This is a genomic window from Eggerthella sp. BIOML-A4 (assembly GCF_009875575.1).
Classification (GTDB): Bacteria; Actinomycetota; Coriobacteriia; order Coriobacteriales; family Eggerthellaceae; genus Eggerthella; species Eggerthella lenta.
This window is the reverse complement of sequence record NZ_WWRX01000011.1, coordinates 16,515-32,037: the sequence shown is the minus strand read 5'-3', so window position 1 is coordinate 32,037 and position 15,523 is coordinate 16,515. Positions and strand designations below refer to the sequence as shown.

At 67.8% G+C, this 15,523-nt stretch carries 14 protein-coding genes; 3 read left to right on the top strand and 11 right to left on the bottom strand.

The window, feature by feature from the left end:
* Positions 1-93: 93 nt before the first annotated feature.
* The 7 genes from GT613_RS11945 to GT613_RS11915 all read right to left on the bottom strand — a co-directional run bounded on the left by GT613_RS11945 (position 94) and on the right by GT613_RS11915 (position 8,029).
* On the bottom strand, positions 94-1,296 hold the full coding sequence (locus tag GT613_RS11945; RefSeq protein ID WP_015760570.1) for an NADP-dependent isocitrate dehydrogenase: 1,203 nt from the start codon (positions 1,294-1,296) through the stop codon (positions 94-96).
* A gap of 148 nt (positions 1,297-1,444) precedes the next feature.
* Positions 1,445-2,317 (bottom strand): ABC transporter ATP-binding protein, encoded by an 873-nt coding sequence (locus GT613_RS11940; RefSeq protein ID WP_015760569.1) that lies wholly within the window; start codon positions 2,315-2,317, stop codon positions 1,445-1,447.
* A gap of 103 nt (positions 2,318-2,420) precedes the next feature.
* Positions 2,421-3,119 carry a hypothetical protein gene (locus GT613_RS11935; protein WP_015760568.1) on the bottom strand — a complete coding sequence of 233 codons (699 nt, stop codon included), beginning with the start codon at positions 3,117-3,119 and terminating at the stop codon, positions 2,421-2,423.
* Complete coding sequence (locus GT613_RS11930) at positions 3,116-3,790, bottom strand: hypothetical protein (protein WP_015760567.1); 675 nt, start codon at positions 3,788-3,790, stop codon at positions 3,116-3,118. Before GT613_RS11930 ends, GT613_RS11935 begins: the two co-directional genes overlap by 4 nt.
* 38 nt (positions 3,791-3,828) lie before the next feature.
* The gene (locus GT613_RS11925) at positions 3,829-4,641 is read right to left on the bottom strand and encodes a hypothetical protein (RefSeq protein WP_015760566.1); all 813 of its coding nucleotides are present in this window, start codon (positions 4,639-4,641) and stop codon (positions 3,829-3,831) included.
* On the bottom strand, positions 4,638-5,198 hold the full coding sequence (locus GT613_RS11920) for an RNA polymerase sigma factor (protein ID WP_015760565.1): 561 nt from the start codon (positions 5,196-5,198) through the stop codon (positions 4,638-4,640). Before GT613_RS11920 ends, GT613_RS11925 begins: the two co-directional genes overlap by 4 nt.
* A gap of 221 nt (positions 5,199-5,419) precedes the next feature.
* Positions 5,420-8,029, bottom strand: coding sequence for an RNA helicase (locus GT613_RS11915; protein WP_114550613.1), 2,610 nt, complete (start codon positions 8,027-8,029; stop codon positions 5,420-5,422).
* Positions 8,030-8,245: 216 nt separating this feature from the next.
* On the opposite strand from GT613_RS11915, the gene GT613_RS11910 reads away from it, so the two are divergent.
* Both GT613_RS11910 and GT613_RS11905 read left to right on the top strand, forming a co-directional pair.
* Positions 8,246-8,716 (top strand): hypothetical protein, encoded by a 471-nt coding sequence (locus GT613_RS11910; protein ID WP_015760563.1) that lies wholly within the window; start codon positions 8,246-8,248, stop codon positions 8,714-8,716.
* A 127-nt stretch (positions 8,717-8,843) separates the two neighbouring features.
* A complete protein-coding gene (locus tag GT613_RS11905; RefSeq protein ID WP_009304402.1) occupies positions 8,844-9,962 on the top strand; it encodes a hypothetical protein in 1,119 nt (372 codons plus the stop codon).
* Positions 9,963-9,993: 31 nt separating this feature from the next.
* Here GT613_RS11905 and brnQ read toward each other — a convergent pair whose 3' ends face one another.
* From brnQ to GT613_RS11890, 3 genes are all read right to left on the bottom strand, one after another.
* Positions 9,994-11,334 carry a branched-chain amino acid transport system II carrier protein gene (gene brnQ, locus GT613_RS11900; protein WP_015760562.1) on the bottom strand — a complete coding sequence of 447 codons (1,341 nt, stop codon included), beginning with the start codon at positions 11,332-11,334 and terminating at the stop codon, positions 9,994-9,996.
* Entirely contained in the window at positions 11,327-12,118 is a 792-nt protein-coding gene (locus GT613_RS15550; protein WP_015760561.1) for a rhomboid family intramembrane serine protease, read from the bottom strand. Before GT613_RS15550 ends, brnQ begins: the two co-directional genes overlap by 8 nt.
* A gap of 589 nt (positions 12,119-12,707) precedes the next feature.
* Entirely contained in the window at positions 12,708-14,132 is a 1,425-nt protein-coding gene (locus GT613_RS11890; RefSeq protein WP_114532515.1) for an ABC transporter permease, read from the bottom strand.
* Positions 14,133-14,272: 140 nt separating this feature from the next.
* Here GT613_RS11890 and GT613_RS11885 point away from each other — a divergent pair, with 140 nt between their 5' ends.
* Entirely contained in the window at positions 14,273-14,920 is a 648-nt protein-coding gene (locus tag GT613_RS11885; RefSeq protein WP_114532514.1) for a TetR/AcrR family transcriptional regulator, read from the top strand.
* On the opposite strand, the gene thrH is transcribed toward GT613_RS11885, so the two are convergent.
* On the bottom strand, positions 14,917-15,519 hold the full coding sequence (gene thrH / locus GT613_RS11880) for a bifunctional phosphoserine phosphatase/homoserine phosphotransferase ThrH (RefSeq protein ID WP_114532573.1): 603 nt from the start codon (positions 15,517-15,519) through the stop codon (positions 14,917-14,919). The two genes, GT613_RS11885 and thrH, sit on opposite strands and share 4 nt — an antisense overlap.
* Positions 15,520-15,523 lie beyond the last annotated feature (4 nt).

The following is a 15,523-nucleotide window of genomic DNA, read 5'->3' as shown; positions in this document are numbered from 1 at the left end:
ACCGGCTCCGCGTCCGAAAACGGAAGCGGCCCCGACGTGTCGTCGGGGCCGCAGGAAGAGACCTTGCGCGATACGCAAGCGTCCTTTTCCGCCCTACGCCTCCAAGCGTTTCGCGATGGCCAGAATGAAGTCGCGGGTGCTCAGCTTCTTCGGGTTCGGCAGCGTGGTGATGAGCGCGAGGTCGCCCGTCATCTCGCCGGCCTCGATGGTGTCGAGCGTGGCGCGCTCCAGCTTGTCGGCGAACGCCACGAGGTCGTCCAGGCCGTCCAGCTCGCCGCGCTTGCGCAGCGCACCCGACCACGCGAAGATGGTGGCCACCGAGTTCGTGGAGGTCTCCTCGCCCTTGAGGTGCTTGTAGTAGTGGCGCTGCACGGTGCCGTGCGCGGCCTCGTACTCGTAGTAGCCCTGAGGGCTCACCAGCACCGACGTCATCATGGCGAGCGAGCCGAAGGCGCTCGACACCATGTCGCTCATCACGTCGCCGTCGTAGTTCTTGCAGGCCCAGATGAAGCCGCCGTCGGCCTTCATCACGCGCGCCACGGCGTCGTCGATAAGCGTGTAGAAGTACTCGATCCCGGCTTCCTCGAAGCGCGAGGCATACTCGGCGTCGTAGATCTCCTGGAAGATGTCCTTGAAGCGGTGGTCGTACTTCTTCGAGATGGTGTCCTTCGTGGCGAACCAGATGTCCTGTTTGATGTCGAGGGCGTACTCGAAGCAGCTGCGGGCGAAGCTCTCGATGGACGCGTCGAGGTTGTGCATGCCCTGGGCGATGCCGGGGCCGTCGAACTTCTGCACCAGCTCGCGCGTCTCGGAGCCGTCTGCGGCGGTGTACACGAGCTCCACCGTGCCGGGACCGGGAACGCGCAACTCCGTGTTCTTGTACACGTCGCCGTAGGCGTGACGCGCGATGGTGATGGGCTTGACCCAGTTGCGCACGCACGGCTCGATGCCCGCGACGGTGATGGGCGTGCGGAACACGGTGCCGTCCAGCATGGCGCGGATGGTGCCGTTAGGGCTCTTCCACATGCTCTTGAGGTCGTACTCGTCCATGCGCGCGGCGTTCGGCGTGATGGTGGCGCACTTCACGGCCACGCCCAGGCGCTTGGTCGCCTCGGCGGAATCGACGGTCACCTGGTCGTCGGTGGCGTTGCGATGCTCCAGGCCCAGGTCGTAGTACTCAGTCTTCAGATCGATATGCGGAAGCAGCAGCTCGTCCTTGATCATCTGCCAGATGATGCGCGTCATCTCGTCGCCGTCCATCTCCACGAGCGGCGTGGTCATCGCTATTTTCGCCATAGTCAACCTTTCCGTGTCCAAAGGGCCGTCTCTCCCCCGTTTTCCCATACCCGCACATGATACTCGTCGAAGCGGGCGCACGACGCGCGGGAAAGCGATTTCCAGCGCAACGCCAAAAAGGAAGCCTCTTCGCCGCAGCAGCACTACATCAGGCCCTCGCCCGATCGTCGGAGGCCAGCGCCATGTAGCCGTCTTCGAGGGTGGGCTCGACGGGCTGCGACCCCGCGGGCGGCGCGGCGCTCACGATGCGGTAGCGTGTGCCCTCAGCCGTGGTGGCTGCGTTCACCACGACCGCGCCCGTCGGCGGCGCCATGAGCGGCGGCGTGAGCCACGTGCGTCCGTGCGCGCCGTCGATGAGGCCCGCCGTTGCGCCGTCGTAGCACAGTCGGCCCGATCGCAGAACGCACACGTAAGGGCAGGTCTGCGCCACGTCGTCGAGGATATGGGTGGACAGGATCACCGTGCGGTCGGCTCCCAGCGTGGCGATGAGCGTGCGGAATCGCATGCGCTCCTCGGGGTCGAGCCCGGCCGTGGGCTCGTCCACCACGAGCAGGCGCGGGTCGCCCATGAGCGCCTGCGCGATGCCCACGCGCCGCCGCATGCCGCCCGAGAAACCGCCGATGCGCCGGCGGCGAACATCTGCCAGCCCCACGCGCTCGATAAGCTCGTCGGCCTGGCGGCGGCGCTCGCGCTTGTCGTCCATACCCTTGAGGATGCCCACGTAGTCGAGGAACTCCGGCGGCGTGAGGTTCGGATAGGGCTCGATGTCCTGCGGCAGGTATCCGAGGGTCTTCTTGAGCGCGCGGCGGTTGCGCGGCTCGGCGATATCGCGGCCGTCAACCAGCACGTGCCCGCGGGTGGGGCTCACGATGCCGCACAGGATGCGCATGAGCGTGGTCTTGCCGGCGCCGTTGGGGCCGATGAGCCCGATCATGCCCGAAGGCAGGTCGAGCGTAAGGTCGTCGAGGGCGCAGGGCTTCTTGTCGAAGTCCTTGCCCAGGCGGTCGAGGGAGATGAACATGGGAGTCCTTTCTATGCGGAGCGGAGGCTCGTCAGTGACGGCGGTACGAGCGCCTGCGGGCGACGGCCGCGGCCGCGGCCAGAAGCGCCGCCGCAACGGCGAACTAGAACACGAGCAGGGCCAGCGCTTCGAAAGGCGCAGCGGCGGGAGCCGGCCCCTGATAGTCGAGGAGCGGCTGGGATCCGAAGAACGCCTGCGCGAGCGGGTCGCTCGCGATATGGAACTGCACGCCGCCGCCGGAAGCCGGAACGCCCTTGAACGAACATGCGAACAGCGTACCCAGCCATGCGGCGACGGAGACGATGCGCGCGACGATCCTCGGCAGTAACGAGCCCGCCAGCGCCGACAGCGCCGCAGCAACAAAGGCAGCGGGAAGCACCACCCCGGCGAACAGGACTATCGCCTGCAACGGAGCCCAAACGTTGCCGTGCAGCATCTGCCCGGCCGCACAGAACAGCAACAAGGCGGCCGAAGGCGATGTCATCACGGCCAGAGCGCCCGCAACGCGTGCGACCGTCAGCTCCATCGGCCTTACGGGGGCGGAGGCCTCGACTTCCGAGATGCCCAGCCGCTCGGGCTCGGCGGCAAGGTCGGTGAAGGCGGCAGCGTAGGCGACGGGCGGCAGCATGGCCAGCATCTGCGCCAAGAACACGAGGTCGGCGACGTCTCCCGTCTCGAAAGGAAGCCCGGTATTCACCGCCACTCCCATCGACAGCAGCGCCAGCAGCAGCGACGCAACCCATATCGCGCGCTGCCGGGCAGCCATGCGTGCATGGATCACCGCCAACGACAAGAATCTCATCGCGCACCTCCCAGCTTCCTCCACACGCGCTCGGGCGAGCCCAAGGCGCGCCATGCGCACGCGCCGACGGCGAGCAGCACGAGCAACGGCAACCCGCGCTGCAGCGCCGGCATCGACGCCGTGTTCGGATCCCATATCAACGCGAAGAACAGCCAGACGAGCATCACGACGAGCGTCGTCGCGCGCGTCGACCCGGAAAGCGCCGCCGCATACGCGACCAGCACCATGAGAGCTGCCCCGCCCGCCGGCGAAAGCGCGCCGACCCAGCCGGCGTCGCCGTAGATCGCACCTGCGAGATGCAACGGCGCGAACAGCGCGAAGCCGCCGGCAACGGCCGCGACCAGCAGCACGGCCGCGCGCAAGGTCTGCACCGCACGGAACTCCGTCGGCGTGGACGCATGCAGTTCCACGAGCGCGTCGCCCGTGAACACGGCCGCTGCGCACATGCCCGCGGCGGCGGCGTAGAGCGGCATGATCCCCAGCATGGCGAGCGCGGCCGACGCCGGTCCCGCCGCCAGCGCCCAGCACGAACCCGCGATCGCGACAAGCGCCGCCGTCGCGAGCGGCACCGCGATCCCCACGACCCTCACGCGCCGCGCCTGCGCGTCCAACAGCGCCCACCATGCGCCCGATGCCGAGCCGCCGCGAGCGGCCCTATCCGAAGCACCCATGCGAAACCTCCTAGAATACGTCTCTCGCCCACCGAGCATCATGCCGACTCCAAGCGGGCGATCGTCGCCCGTCGCGCCGTGGCAACCGCCGCCGCCAGCAAGGCGCAGCCCGCGGCCAACACGACCTCGGGCCCGATCGCGCTCTGCAACCCGGCCAGCGCCGCCGCCATCCCTCCGTCGGCCGCAGCGCGCCCGACCGGCGCCGCCAAGGCCGCTGCCGCAGCGCCCGCGACGCCCGCCGCCCATGGCGAGCCGGTCCACACGGAGACGAAAGCCGAGACGCCCGCGACGGCGGCCAGCGGCGCCAGCCACGACAGCACCACGGCGCCGAAGCCAAGCGGCGCGCCCCACCAGGCGAACGCCGCCGAAGCCGCAAGACCCGCGAGCGCATCGACGCCCAGCACCGTCGTCAAGCGAGCGAGCAGCACCGTCTGCGGCCCCAGGGGCATGGCCAGCGCCAACGCGTCGGCCGCGTCGGTCGAGAGCGCCGCCGTCACGGTGATCGCCACGCCCAGCAGCAGAAGCGTCGAGAACCACCAGGGAGCCGCGCCTGTCGCGCCGGCGGACACCGCGAAGCACGCCGCGCCCGCAGCCGCCGCAGCTATGATCAGCGCCGCCGGCAACACCGCGCGCGGCACCACGCGCACCTGGGCCCTCGCCAGATCCGCCGCAAGTCGCGCGCTCTTGAGCACCGACCAGGCGGGCGCGTCGAAAGCCGACGGCTCAGCCGCGATGCGCGCCGCGATACGCGCGAACGAAGGCGCGCCAGCGGCGCATTCCCGCTCCTGTCGGCTCAGCGCCTGTTTCATAGCGGCGCTCGCCACGTCCGGCCGTTCTTCCCTCAAGCTCATAGCCGACCTCCCAACGTCTCCTGCATCAGCGCACGCGCACGGGACACGCGCGACTTCACCGTGCCCACCGGCACGTCGGTCACCTGCGCGATCTCCGCATACGGAAGCTCGTGCAGCCAGGCAAGCCGCACCGTCTCGGCCAACGCGGCCGGAAGCGCGTCCAAGGCGGCCATGATCTCGCCGATTCCCGCCTGCGCTATGAGCGCGTCCGACGGGTCGCCAGCTTCGTCGGCCAGCTGCGTCAAGTCCTCGTCGAGCGGAAGCTCCTCCGGCCGGATCCGCCGCATGCGCATGCACGCCTGACGCTTTGCGATGCCCAGCAGCCACGTGAGCACCCGGCTGTCACCCCGGAACGCCGCGGCCGAGCGCCAGCATCCCAGCCATACGTCCACCGCCGCCTCTTCGGCCGCCCCGCGGTCGCCCAGGCGCGCCGAGACGAATGCGAACACGGCGGGCGCGTACAGGCTATGCAATTCCTCCAACGCGCCTTCGTCCCCGCGCGCGATGCGCGCGAGCGCCGAGCGCGCCAGCGCATCGTCCGCATCCTGCTCGCCCATGCCACCGCCTTTCGTCTTGTCGCTGCCGATCGCCTTCAACCCCTTAGTAGCGCCGAGAAGCCTCGAGGTTCACCAGTATGGGATGTTTTTCGAAAAAAGGACCCGTCCTGCGGAAACCGACCGCTCCAAGACGCGGAACGGGCCCGGAACAACCGTTCCGGGCCCGTTCCGGAGCCCTGCAGGGAAATCGCGCTCATCCAGAGGCATCTATCGACGCGCCTTCATTCGCCCAGCTCCTCGAAGAAACCCACGCGGAAGTTTTTGAACACGGCCTCGCCCTCTTCCTGGGTAGCGTCGAGGTCGACGTCGGCCTGGATGGCGAAATCGTGGTCGCCCTCGGGATCGCTGAATATCTGGCGCACATGCCACACGTGCTCGGCCTGCTCGTCAGCTTCGTCGATGGAAAGGAAGGCTGCGGAGCGCGCGTCGGCGTCGATGGCGATCTGCCCGTGCGCCTCGAAGTACGCGTCGAGGGCACGCTGCCAGCGCGGCTCGCCGCAGCCCCATTCCGCATCGAGCCTGCCCAGCTCGGCCGCACGTCCCTGCGAGGCCAGCCGCACGCGCTGGAACAGCGCGTTGCGCACGAGCACGGTCAGGCCGCGACGGTCGTGCACCACGACGTCGCCCGCCGTCGGCGGCGCGACGTCCACGGCCGCGCCCGCGCTCTCCCACTCGTCCACGAGGCTCGAGTCCACCGAGCGCACCACGAAGCCGAGCCACGCGGTGACGTCCGCCAACCGCTCGTCGCGCTTGTCCGCCGGCACCGTGCGATCGAGCACGCGGTAGGCGTCGGACAAGTAGCGCAGAAGCGTCCCCTCCGAGCGCGCGATGCCGTAGCGCTGCACGTAGCCCTTGAAGTCCGACGCACTCTCCAGCATGTCGCGCAGCACCGACTTCGGCTCCAGCTGGAAGTCGCGCGCCCACGGCACCTCCTGGCAGTAGCGCTCGAACGCCGCGTCCAGCAGCTCCTCCAACGGGCGCGGGTACGTGATCTCGGCGAGACGCTCCAGGCGCTCCTCGTACTCGACGCCGTCGGCCTTCATATCCTGCATGGCCTTGTCGCGCGCGGCGCGCTCCTGCGCGCGCAGCACCTGCCGCGGGTTCTCCAGCGTTGCCTCGGCCATGGAGATGACGTCGAGGGCGAACGAGTCGCTCTCCGGGTCCAAAAGCTCCAGCGCCGCCAGCAGAAACGGCGACAGCGGCTGGTCGAGCGCGAAGTCCTCCGGCAGGTCCACCGTGCATGCGTACTCGACGACGCCCCCTTCGCCCTCCACCTGCTCGATGACGTCGGCGCTGGTCAGCGTGTCGAATATCTCGTCCGTGCGCACGACGAGCGCCCGCTTCTCCTCGTCGGTCTGAGCCGAGTCGTCGATGAGCTTGCGCACGCGGCCGTACGCGTCGCCACCCTGCACGACCTCGGACAGCACCATGGAATGGGTGATCTTCATGCGCGGCTTCAACGTCTCGGGCACCGCCGCGATGAGGCGCTCGAAGGTCTGCTTGTTCCAGGTGACGAAGCCCTCGGGCGGCTGCTTCTTCTTGACCTTGCGGATCTTCTTCGGGTCGTCGCCCGCCTTCGCCATGAGCTTCGCGTTCTCGATGTCGTGCTCGGGTGCCTCGGCGATCACCATGCCCTCGGTGTCGAAGCCCGAGCGCCCCGCGCGGCCCACGATCTGATGGAACTCGCGAGCGCGCAGGCGGCGCATCTTGTAGCCGTCGAACTTCGTGAGCTGCGTGAGCACCACGGTGTGGATGGGCACGTTGATGCCCACGCCCAGCGTGTCGGTGCCGCAGATGACGGGCAGGAGGCCCTGCTGGGCCAGCTTCTCCACGAGCAGTCGGTAGCGCGGCAGCATGCCCGCGTGGTGCACGCCCACGCCGCTCGCCAGCAGGCGCTTGAGCGTCTTGCCGAACGCCGTGGTGAAGCGCGTACCCTTCACGGCGTCCTTGACGAGCTCGCGCTGCTCCTTGGAGGCCACGCCGTAGCTCGACAGTGCCTGCGCGGTAGCCAGCGCCGCGTCCTGCGAGAAGTGCACGAGGTACAGCGGCGCCTCGCCCTTGCGCAGGGCCAGCTCCACCGTGCCCTCGAGCGGCATCTCCACGTACTCGTACGACAGCGGCACCGGGCGCGGCGCGTCGGCGACGACATCCACGTCCGTGCCCGTGCGCTCCTTGAGCGACGCCGCGATGGCGCTGACGTCGCCCAGCGTGGCGCTCATGAGGAGGAACTGCGTCTTCGGCAGCGTGAGCAGCGGCACCTGCCACGCCCAGCCGCGATCGGCGTCGCCGTAGAAGTGGAATTCGTCCATGGCCACGCAGCCCACGTCGGCGGCCTCGCCCTCGCGCAGCGCCTGGTTGGCCAGGATCTCGGCCGTGCAGCAGATGACGGGCGCCTCGGCGTTGATGTGCGCGTCGCCCGTGATCATGCCCACGTTCTCGCGGCCGAGCACCTCCACGAGGTTGAAGAACTTCTCACTGACCAGCGCCTTGATGGGCGCCGTGTAGTACGAGCGCTTCCCCGTGGCCAGCGCCATGAACTGCATCCCCAGCGCCACGAGCGACTTGCCCGAGCCCGTGGGCGTGCCGAGGATCACGTGGTCGCCCACCATGAGGTCCATGAGCGCCTCCTCCTGGTGGGACCACAGCTCGATGCCGCGCGCGGTCGTCCAGTCGAGGAAGCGGTCGAGCGCCGCGTCGGGCGAAAGCCACGGCTCGGGCTCCGGCTCACCCTCGGCAGGCTCCCACCACGCGGGCGCGAGCCGCCCCAGCGACCCGTGCGCGAAAGCCGCGTCCTCGGGTTCCGACGTTTCTTCTGCTGCGCGCTCGACCATGCGGGAACGACCTCCAGAAATCAGGGATGACGATAAGGTTCCATTCTACCCGCAACCGCCGCCTTCGGACGGCCGCGAACGGGAAAAGAACACGCCGCGCTGCAGGACGCTTCGCTCGCTCGGGATGGCAGATCGCGGCTGCGTCTTTGGTGTCCTTTCGGTGTGGATCCTCCAGCTATGATGGGCGCATTCGGAACGCGAGGAGAGGAGCCGCCCATGCAAGCGACGAACGAGATCAGGAACATCCTGGCGAAAGGCCAGGCGAAAGCCGGAGCGAACCCGTTGGCCGTGCTCGACGGCATCATGAGCGGCGACCCGCTGGAAGCCGTCGCGGGCGGCATCGGCATGGGCGACTCCTCGGCAGCGTATGCCAAGATGGCCAAGCTGCGCACCGAGACGCGCGTCGTGGAGCTGGGCCGCTCCGGCAACGAAGCCTACGACAGGCTGCGCAGCGCGGCGGCGCAGATCCGCAAAAGCCTGATCACGCTGCACGAGGCTCCGACGGGCAACCCCTACGTCGCCTACTTCAACAAGGGCATCGTCGCGAACCCCGCCGTCGTCGTCGCCGAACTCGTGTCCACGGGCGGCGGCGCGCGCATCGAGCTCACAGCCTTCACCGCGAAGGTCGGCTTGGTGCAGGGGCACTCGTGCAACGCGGCCATCGACAAGCTGGCCAAGCTGCTGTAGACTCGCCGGCGCGCGAAGCCCGCGATGCGGGCGAGTCCTCCGAAGCCTTCGCCTCGTCGCCGTGTATAATCGCATGCGAACGAAAGTAGCCGGACGTCCTCAGCCGGCCTTGGAGAGAAGGCAGCCCATGAGCTTCGCATTGAACCCCTACACCGCTCCCGACTTCCACCGCGAGCCGCTGGCCGGCGCGCCCGACGCCGTGCTGCTGCCGGCGCCGAAAGACGGCGTGGCGCCAGAAGGCTACCACGCGATGAGCATCTACCCCGAGTACTTCAAGATCGACGGCGCATGGCTGCTCGCGGAAGACAGCCGCATGGACTGCGTTCCCGTCTGCGAGGACGGACGCATCTTCGTGCGCGAGTTCCGCCACATCCGCGCGGGAGATGCCATCGTGTGCGGGCGCACCGAGTCGGGAGAGCAGGGCATCTACGTCCACACGACCGGGTTCGACCCCGCGCCGGACGGCGAAGGCGAGCTGGCCGACGCAGGGCGCCACGCCGACAACTTCGCCTTCCGCTTGGGGCGCTCGCGCGAGACGGCGTTCTCCCGCGAGTACGACGAGCTCTACGAGCTGCTGAAGCACGAGCGCGAACACGGCTACGTCGTGTGGGTGATGGGGCCGGCGTTCTCGTTCAACGGCTTCTCGCGCACGGCGTTCTCCAAGATCATCGAGGCGGGCTACGTCGACGCGGTGTTCGCCGGAAACGCGCTGGCCACGCACGATCTGGAGGGCTCTTACTTCCACACGGCGCTCGGCCAGGACATCGAGACGCAGGAGAACCGCCCGCTCGGCCACTACAACCACCTGGACACCATCAACCGCGTGCGGCTGTACGGCTCCATCGGCCGGTTCATCGAGGAGGAGCAGGTGTCGGGCGGCATCATGCACGCGTTGGAGAAGAAGGGCGTGCCCTACGTGCTGGCCGGCTCCATCCGCGACGACGGCCCGCTTCCGTGCGTGCTGGGCAACGCCTACGATGCGCAGGACGCCATGCGCTCCCACCTGCGCAAAGCCACCACGGTCGTGTGCATGGCCACCATGCTGCACACCATCGCCACGGGCAACATGACGCCATCGTACCGCGTGCTCGCGGACGGCACCGTGCGCCAGGTGTACTTCTACTGCGTGGACATCGCCGAGTTCGCGGTGAACAAGCTCATCGACCGCGGCTCTCTGGCCTCGCGCGGCATCGTGACGAACGTCCAGGACTTCATCGCCAACGTGGCGAAGGGCCTGGGGTTGTAGGAAAAACCGCCACGAATCCGGAGTCGGGCGCTCACGCCCGTCGCGCGCGCCGCCTGCGCTCAGCGAGCGACCATATCGCGCCCGCCGCCGCGCCCGCGATGGCGACCACAAGCCATCCGAGGCCCGCGTCGGCAAGCGGAAGCGCATCGAGGGGCAGCCACGCGCCCGGCGCGAACGCGTCGCGCAGGCCCACGGCCACGCTGAACGCCGCCGTCGCCAGCACGGCGCAGGGCCACATGCGCGGCAGCCGGTCGCAGCGCCCGTGCGCGAGGCCCATGACCACCAGCACGATGGCCGGCGGATAGAGCGCGCCCAGAAGCGGTGCGGAAAATGCGAGGATGGCATCGAGCCCCACCAGCGACACCGCGCAGCTGAACGCGGCGAACGCCGCCGCCCACGCCGGAAGCGGGATACGCGGAAAAGCCTCGGAGAAGTACTCCGAGCAGCACGAGATGAGCCCCGTGCATACGTTGAGGCAAGCCAGCAGGAAGATGGCCGCCACGATGACCGTACCCGCCGGGCCGAAATGCGCGCTGGCCGACGCCGCGAGGATGGAAGCGCCGTTGGCCGCGTCGGGCATCGTCGAGCCCATCGCCGAGCCCACGAACGCCAGCCCGCAGTAGATGGCCATCATGAGCGCTCCGGCGATGAGGCCCGCGCCCGAAATGGAGCCCGCCACGCGCTTCGGGTCGCTCACGCCCAGCTCGCGAACGTTCGCAGCCACCACGATGCCGAAGCACAGCGCCGCCAGCAAGTCCATGGTCTGGTACCCCGTGAGAAAACCGTTCGACAGCGGGCTCGCGTCATAGGGCGGCTGCGGAGCCGTCGGCGCGGGCGCGCCGCCCAGCACGGAGGCGCCGACCACCAACACGATGAGCAGGATGAGGGCGGGCGCAGAGAAACGCCCCAGCACGCGCGACAACAGCCCGGGTCGCAGCGCCAGCGCGAACGCCACGCCGAAGAACGCGACGGAGAACGCCGCCGTTGCGACGCCCAGGCCAGCCGCATCGGTTACGGGCAGCAGGGGCCTCAGCATCTCGAAGGCGGTCGAAGACGTGCGCGGAATGGCGAGAAACGGCCCGATGGTCAGGTACATGAGCGCGATGAACACCGAGGCGAACAGCGGGCTCACGCGCCCGGCCAGCTCGCGCACGCCGCCGCACACGGCCACCGCCACGATGCCGAGCACCGGCAAGCCGATACCCGCGATCAAGAAACCCGTCATGGCGGGGATCGCCTGATCACCCGCCTGCAATCCCAGAAGCGGGGGCAGGATGAGGTTGCCCGCACCGAAGAACATCGAGAACAGCATGCCGCCCACGGCCAGCAGCTGACCCGGCCGCAGCGCGACTGCGCGCCGCCCGCTAGACACCGAGCACCCCTTGCGAAACGAGCAGCCACACGAGCGCCGCCACCCACAGCACGGCCACGACGACGCGCACGGGATTCGGCACGCGCAGGCTGGCTGCCGGGATCATGAACATGGCGACGAGCCCGCCAAGCGCCCCTCCCAGATGCCCGCTCACGGAGATATTCGGCACGAGCAGCGTGTACGCCACGTTCACGGCGATGACCCCCAACATGCCCTTGCTGTACTGCGTGAAGAGCGAACGGTTCCCCTTATGCAGCACGGCTAACAGCGCCACGGCCACGAACAGGCCGAACACGCTGGTCGAAGCTCCGGCGCTCACCGCGGAGCCGCCGCCGAGCAGCACATCGGCCGCATAGGACACCGCATTGCCCGTTATTCCCGCGATGAAGTACAGCGCAAGATAGCTTCCCTTGCCCAGGGTGCGCTCCAACACCTCGCCCACGCTGTACAGCGCCACCATGTTGAAACCGAGGTGCATGAGGTCCATATGAAGGAACATCGGCGTGACGAAGCGGTACAGGTCGGCCGGCGACTGGACAAGCGGCGCGTACATCGCGCCCATGTCCACGAGGGTGCGCGTGGAAATGTCGATGCGCATGCCGGACAGCACCGCCTCGAGCGCGAACACGGCGACGTTGATCGCGATGAGCGCGAGCGTGACCAGCCGATAACGGTTGCGCTCGAAGAAGCTCGGCTGGCTGTCCGCCATCATCCGTTTCAGCTGGTCGTCATCGATGACCGCCCTTTGTTGCGGTTCCACCGGCTCGTTCACCTTGTATGGCACGTCTTTCTCCTCGAACGTCGTATATCGAAAGTCGGAACATACTACCACGAGGATAGAGCCGGTCGATGATTCTGCACTTCACGTCCATTCCTCCCGAAAGCGGAAAGGCTGCGCTGCGGGCCGAGGATGCGCCTGAAAGGATCGCTTCGACATGGCGGAGGCGCGGGCAAAGGAGGGATGACACGCACCGACGTGCGCCGCCTTCTGGTTCCCAACGCGCCAGAACCGTCACCTGAAGCCGTCGCCCAGCCGCCTTCTTCGCCGCGAACGCACGGTTTCGACGCCTTGCGTGCAGCGAAAGCGCCGGTTTGGCAGTCCCGGCTCGATCGGACGGCGCATCCCGGGGTGGCGACGGAACGCCACCTGGGATTACGCCTCGCCAATGCTCGGGAAGGAGCGTCGAGCGCGGTCGAAGGCCGCCGAGGACTGCCAAACCGGCGATTTCGCTGCACATCGTCTTGCGAACCCCTGCAGCGAGGCGTCGCCGAGACAGCCGAAAGAGCGAGGTTGGGCGCGAACCGCGCGACAAAAGGAAAGGGGGCGAGCCGAAGCCCGCCCCCCCACGTGCAACGCCAAGCGGTTTCTCCGCCTAGGCGGCGACCGTCTCGCTCTTGTCCTTCTTGCCCGGCACGAGAGCGGCGATGCAGGTCAGCATCGCGCCGACCGCGCCCACGATCAGGAGCGGCAGGCTCCCTGCGTTCCAGGCGCCCGCGTCCAGATACAGGATGGCGCGGATGCCCTCGCTCATGAAGCGCTGCGGGGCCCACGGGTACACCCAGTCCTGCCAGAACGCCGGCAGAGCCTCGAAGGGGAACGTGCCCGTCATCATACCCAACGCGAACCCGACGAGCGCAAGCAGGCCGCCAAGCGCCGTGGAGATGTTGAACGCGCCGATGAACACGAGCATCACGCAGAAGCTGGCAAGCCACATGAACGGCACGATGGCGTCCATGGGAGCCTCGATACCGGCGATCCACAGCAGCATGCAGAACGCGCACAGGCTGACGATCAGCGAGGCCACGACGGCGTAAGCCGCCTGGATCCCGATGGACTTCCAGCGCTCCGCGCTCGTCGCATCCGTCTTCTTTCCGAAGATGCGGCTGAGGAACAGACCCGTCATCATCGACACCATGAACAGCGGCATGATGGCAAGCTGCAGCGACACCATGCCGGACATGGGATTGGCCGCCGCTCCGTCGCCATCGGAAGCCGACCCTTCGTGAATGGTCTCCACGTCCACGTCGACGCCCATCTGCTGGAACATCGAGGGGATGCTCGCGCCCATCTGGCTGGCCACGAGCGGGCTCTTCGCCTTGTCGATGAGCACCTTGAGGGCAGGAGCCTCCACTTCCTCAGCCTCGGAAGCCCCGTCGTCTTGCGCGGCGGCGGCCAAAGCAGCGGCCTGAGCCGCATCGCCTTGCGCGGCCGCCGCCGCATCCCCTCCCTGCGCCGCAGCGGCGGCAGCCATCGCGGCAGCCTGGTCGCCACCCGCAGCCTCCCCGCCTGCGGCGGCAGCAGCCATGGCCGCAGCCTGGTCGCCACCTGCGGCAGCTTCGCCGCCGGCTGCGGCTGCTTGGGCCGCCGCAGCGGCCTGGGCCTGCGCCTGCGCGGCCATCAAAGCCTGGGCTTGCGCGAGCGAGGCCTTCGTCTCGGCCTGCTTGACCGCCATCTGCTGGGCGCTGAAATCAGCGGGAACGATGATCGCGCCGTAGTATTCGCCGTTCTCGAGAGCTTCGTCCAGCTCTTTCTGGCTGCCCACCTTCGTCCAGGCGATGGGCGATTCCTCGCCGTCCTCCGCAGCCGTCGCGGACGTGATGTTCTCGACCAGGGTATCGCCCACGTTCATATCGCCCTGCGGCGTCTCCACGCCCTCGTCGAGCGACAGAACCGCGAACGGCAGCCCCTTCATCTCCATATTCGCCATCGGGTAGAACATGACGGACATGACGCATGCCGCCACGATGCCGATGAGCAGCGGCACTACGTACTTCGCTTTCCCGAGTTTCTCGAACACCGGGAGCCTCCTTCCGAATGCGTCGCCGGCGCTTGACCGCGCCCGCGGCTTGATTTATTCTCAAGAGGCAATTTTATTAGTCGCAACGTCTAATAAAAATGGTGAGTATTGTTCCTGTTGACTAGTTTCGAGGAGAAGCCATGGCGCGCCCGCGTAAAGACCAGGAAGGCCCCACCGCCGTCGAGCGCATGGAGGAGGCGTTCTGGGAGATCCTCGCCGAGAAACCGTACGCCCAGATCACCGTTAGCGAAATAGCGAAACGGGCGCAGGTCAACAAGAACGCGTTCTACTACCACTTCGACGGTTTGGGCGCGCTCGCCGCGCAAGCGCTGGACAACATGCTCCCACGCGAGATGGCGCGCATGCTGTTGATGAACGGAGATCCTTCGAGAGGCGTCGATGAAACCGAAGCGGGCGCTCTGCTGCGCGATCCCGACCTGAAAAAGCGCGTCGACCGTGCCCTTCTGGTCGTCGGCAAGAACGGATCGAGCGAGCTTGTGGCCACGCTGAAGAACCTGGTCATGCATACCTGGTTCGACCTGTTCCATGTCGATGAAACGCGTTTGAGCAGCGAAGCCATGGTGGTAGTGAGGTTCACCTTGGGCGGCCTCGTCGAGATCATGAGCGACGAAGCCTGCCGCGGCGACCACGCGAACCCGCTCCAGGCCATACTGAGCTCGGGTGTCGCGACCAACGCGTCGGCGAACGTCGTGGCGACGTTGCGCGCCGCCACCGACGAGCACCTGCGCGAAAACGCCGATGCCGCAGGCGACGGCGAACGCAGTTAAGCCATAGCCTGCTTGACGGCGGCGAGCAGGTCGTCGTATTCCTCGAACGCGGGCAGGTCGGGGTTCTCTGCCTTGATGGAATCGGGGCTGCGGAACAGGAAGCCCGCCTTGCTGGCTCTGATCATCCCCAGGTCGTTATGGCTGTCGCCCGCCGCGATGGTGTCGAAGCCGCAGGACTGCAGCGCGCGCACGGTGGTCAGCTTCGATTCGGGGCAGCGCATGCGAAAGCCCGCGATGGTGCCGTCGTCAGCCACCTCCAGCTCGTTGCAGAACAGCGCCGGCCAGCCCAGCTTCGCCATGAGGGGCTGGGCGAACTGGGTGAACGTGTCGCTGATGATGACGGCCTGGGTCGTGGCGCGCAGCTCGTCGAGGAAGTCCCTCGCCCCCGGCAAGGGGTCGATGCGCGCGATGGTCTCCTGGATCTCCTTGAGGCCCAGGCCATGCTGGCGCAGGATGTCCAGACGGAAGTCCATGAGCTTGCCGTAGTCGGGCTCGTCGCGAGTCGTGCGCGTCAGCTCCGGAATGCCGCTCTCCTCGGCGAACGCGATCCAGATCTCGGGCACCAGCACGCCTTCCAGGTCCAGGCAGGTAATGTACATCGTG

Coding starts and splice junctions, on each gene's coding strand:
- GT613_RS11945 (WP_015760570.1), bottom strand. CDS start 1,296: ATGGCGAAAATAGCGATGACCACGCCGCTCGTGGAGATGGACGGCGAC.
- GT613_RS11940 (WP_015760569.1), bottom strand. CDS start 2,317: ATGTTCATCTCCCTCGACCGCCTGGGCAAGGACTTCGACAAGAAGCCC.
- GT613_RS11935 (WP_015760568.1), bottom strand. CDS start 3,119: ATGAGATTCTTGTCGTTGGCGGTGATCCATGCACGCATGGCTGCCCGG.
- GT613_RS11930 (WP_015760567.1), bottom strand. CDS start 3,790: ATGGGTGCTTCGGATAGGGCCGCTCGCGGCGGCTCGGCATCGGGCGCA.
- GT613_RS11925 (WP_015760566.1), bottom strand. CDS start 4,641: ATGAGCTTGAGGGAAGAACGGCCGGACGTGGCGAGCGCCGCTATGAAA.
- GT613_RS11920 (WP_015760565.1), bottom strand. CDS start 5,198: ATGGGCGAGCAGGATGCGGACGATGCGCTGGCGCGCTCGGCGCTCGCG.
- GT613_RS11915 (WP_114550613.1), bottom strand. CDS start 8,029: ATGGTCGAGCGCGCAGCAGAAGAAACGTCGGAACCCGAGGACGCGGCT.
- GT613_RS11910 (WP_015760563.1), top strand. CDS start 8,246: ATGCAAGCGACGAACGAGATCAGGAACATCCTGGCGAAAGGCCAGGCG.
- GT613_RS11905 (WP_009304402.1), top strand. CDS start 8,844: ATGAGCTTCGCATTGAACCCCTACACCGCTCCCGACTTCCACCGCGAG.
- GT613_RS11885 (WP_114532514.1), top strand. CDS start 14,273: ATGGCGCGCCCGCGTAAAGACCAGGAAGGCCCCACCGCCGTCGAGCGC.
- thrH (WP_114532573.1), bottom strand. CDS start 15,519: ATGTACATTACCTGCCTGGACCTGGAAGGCGTGCTGGTGCCCGAGATC.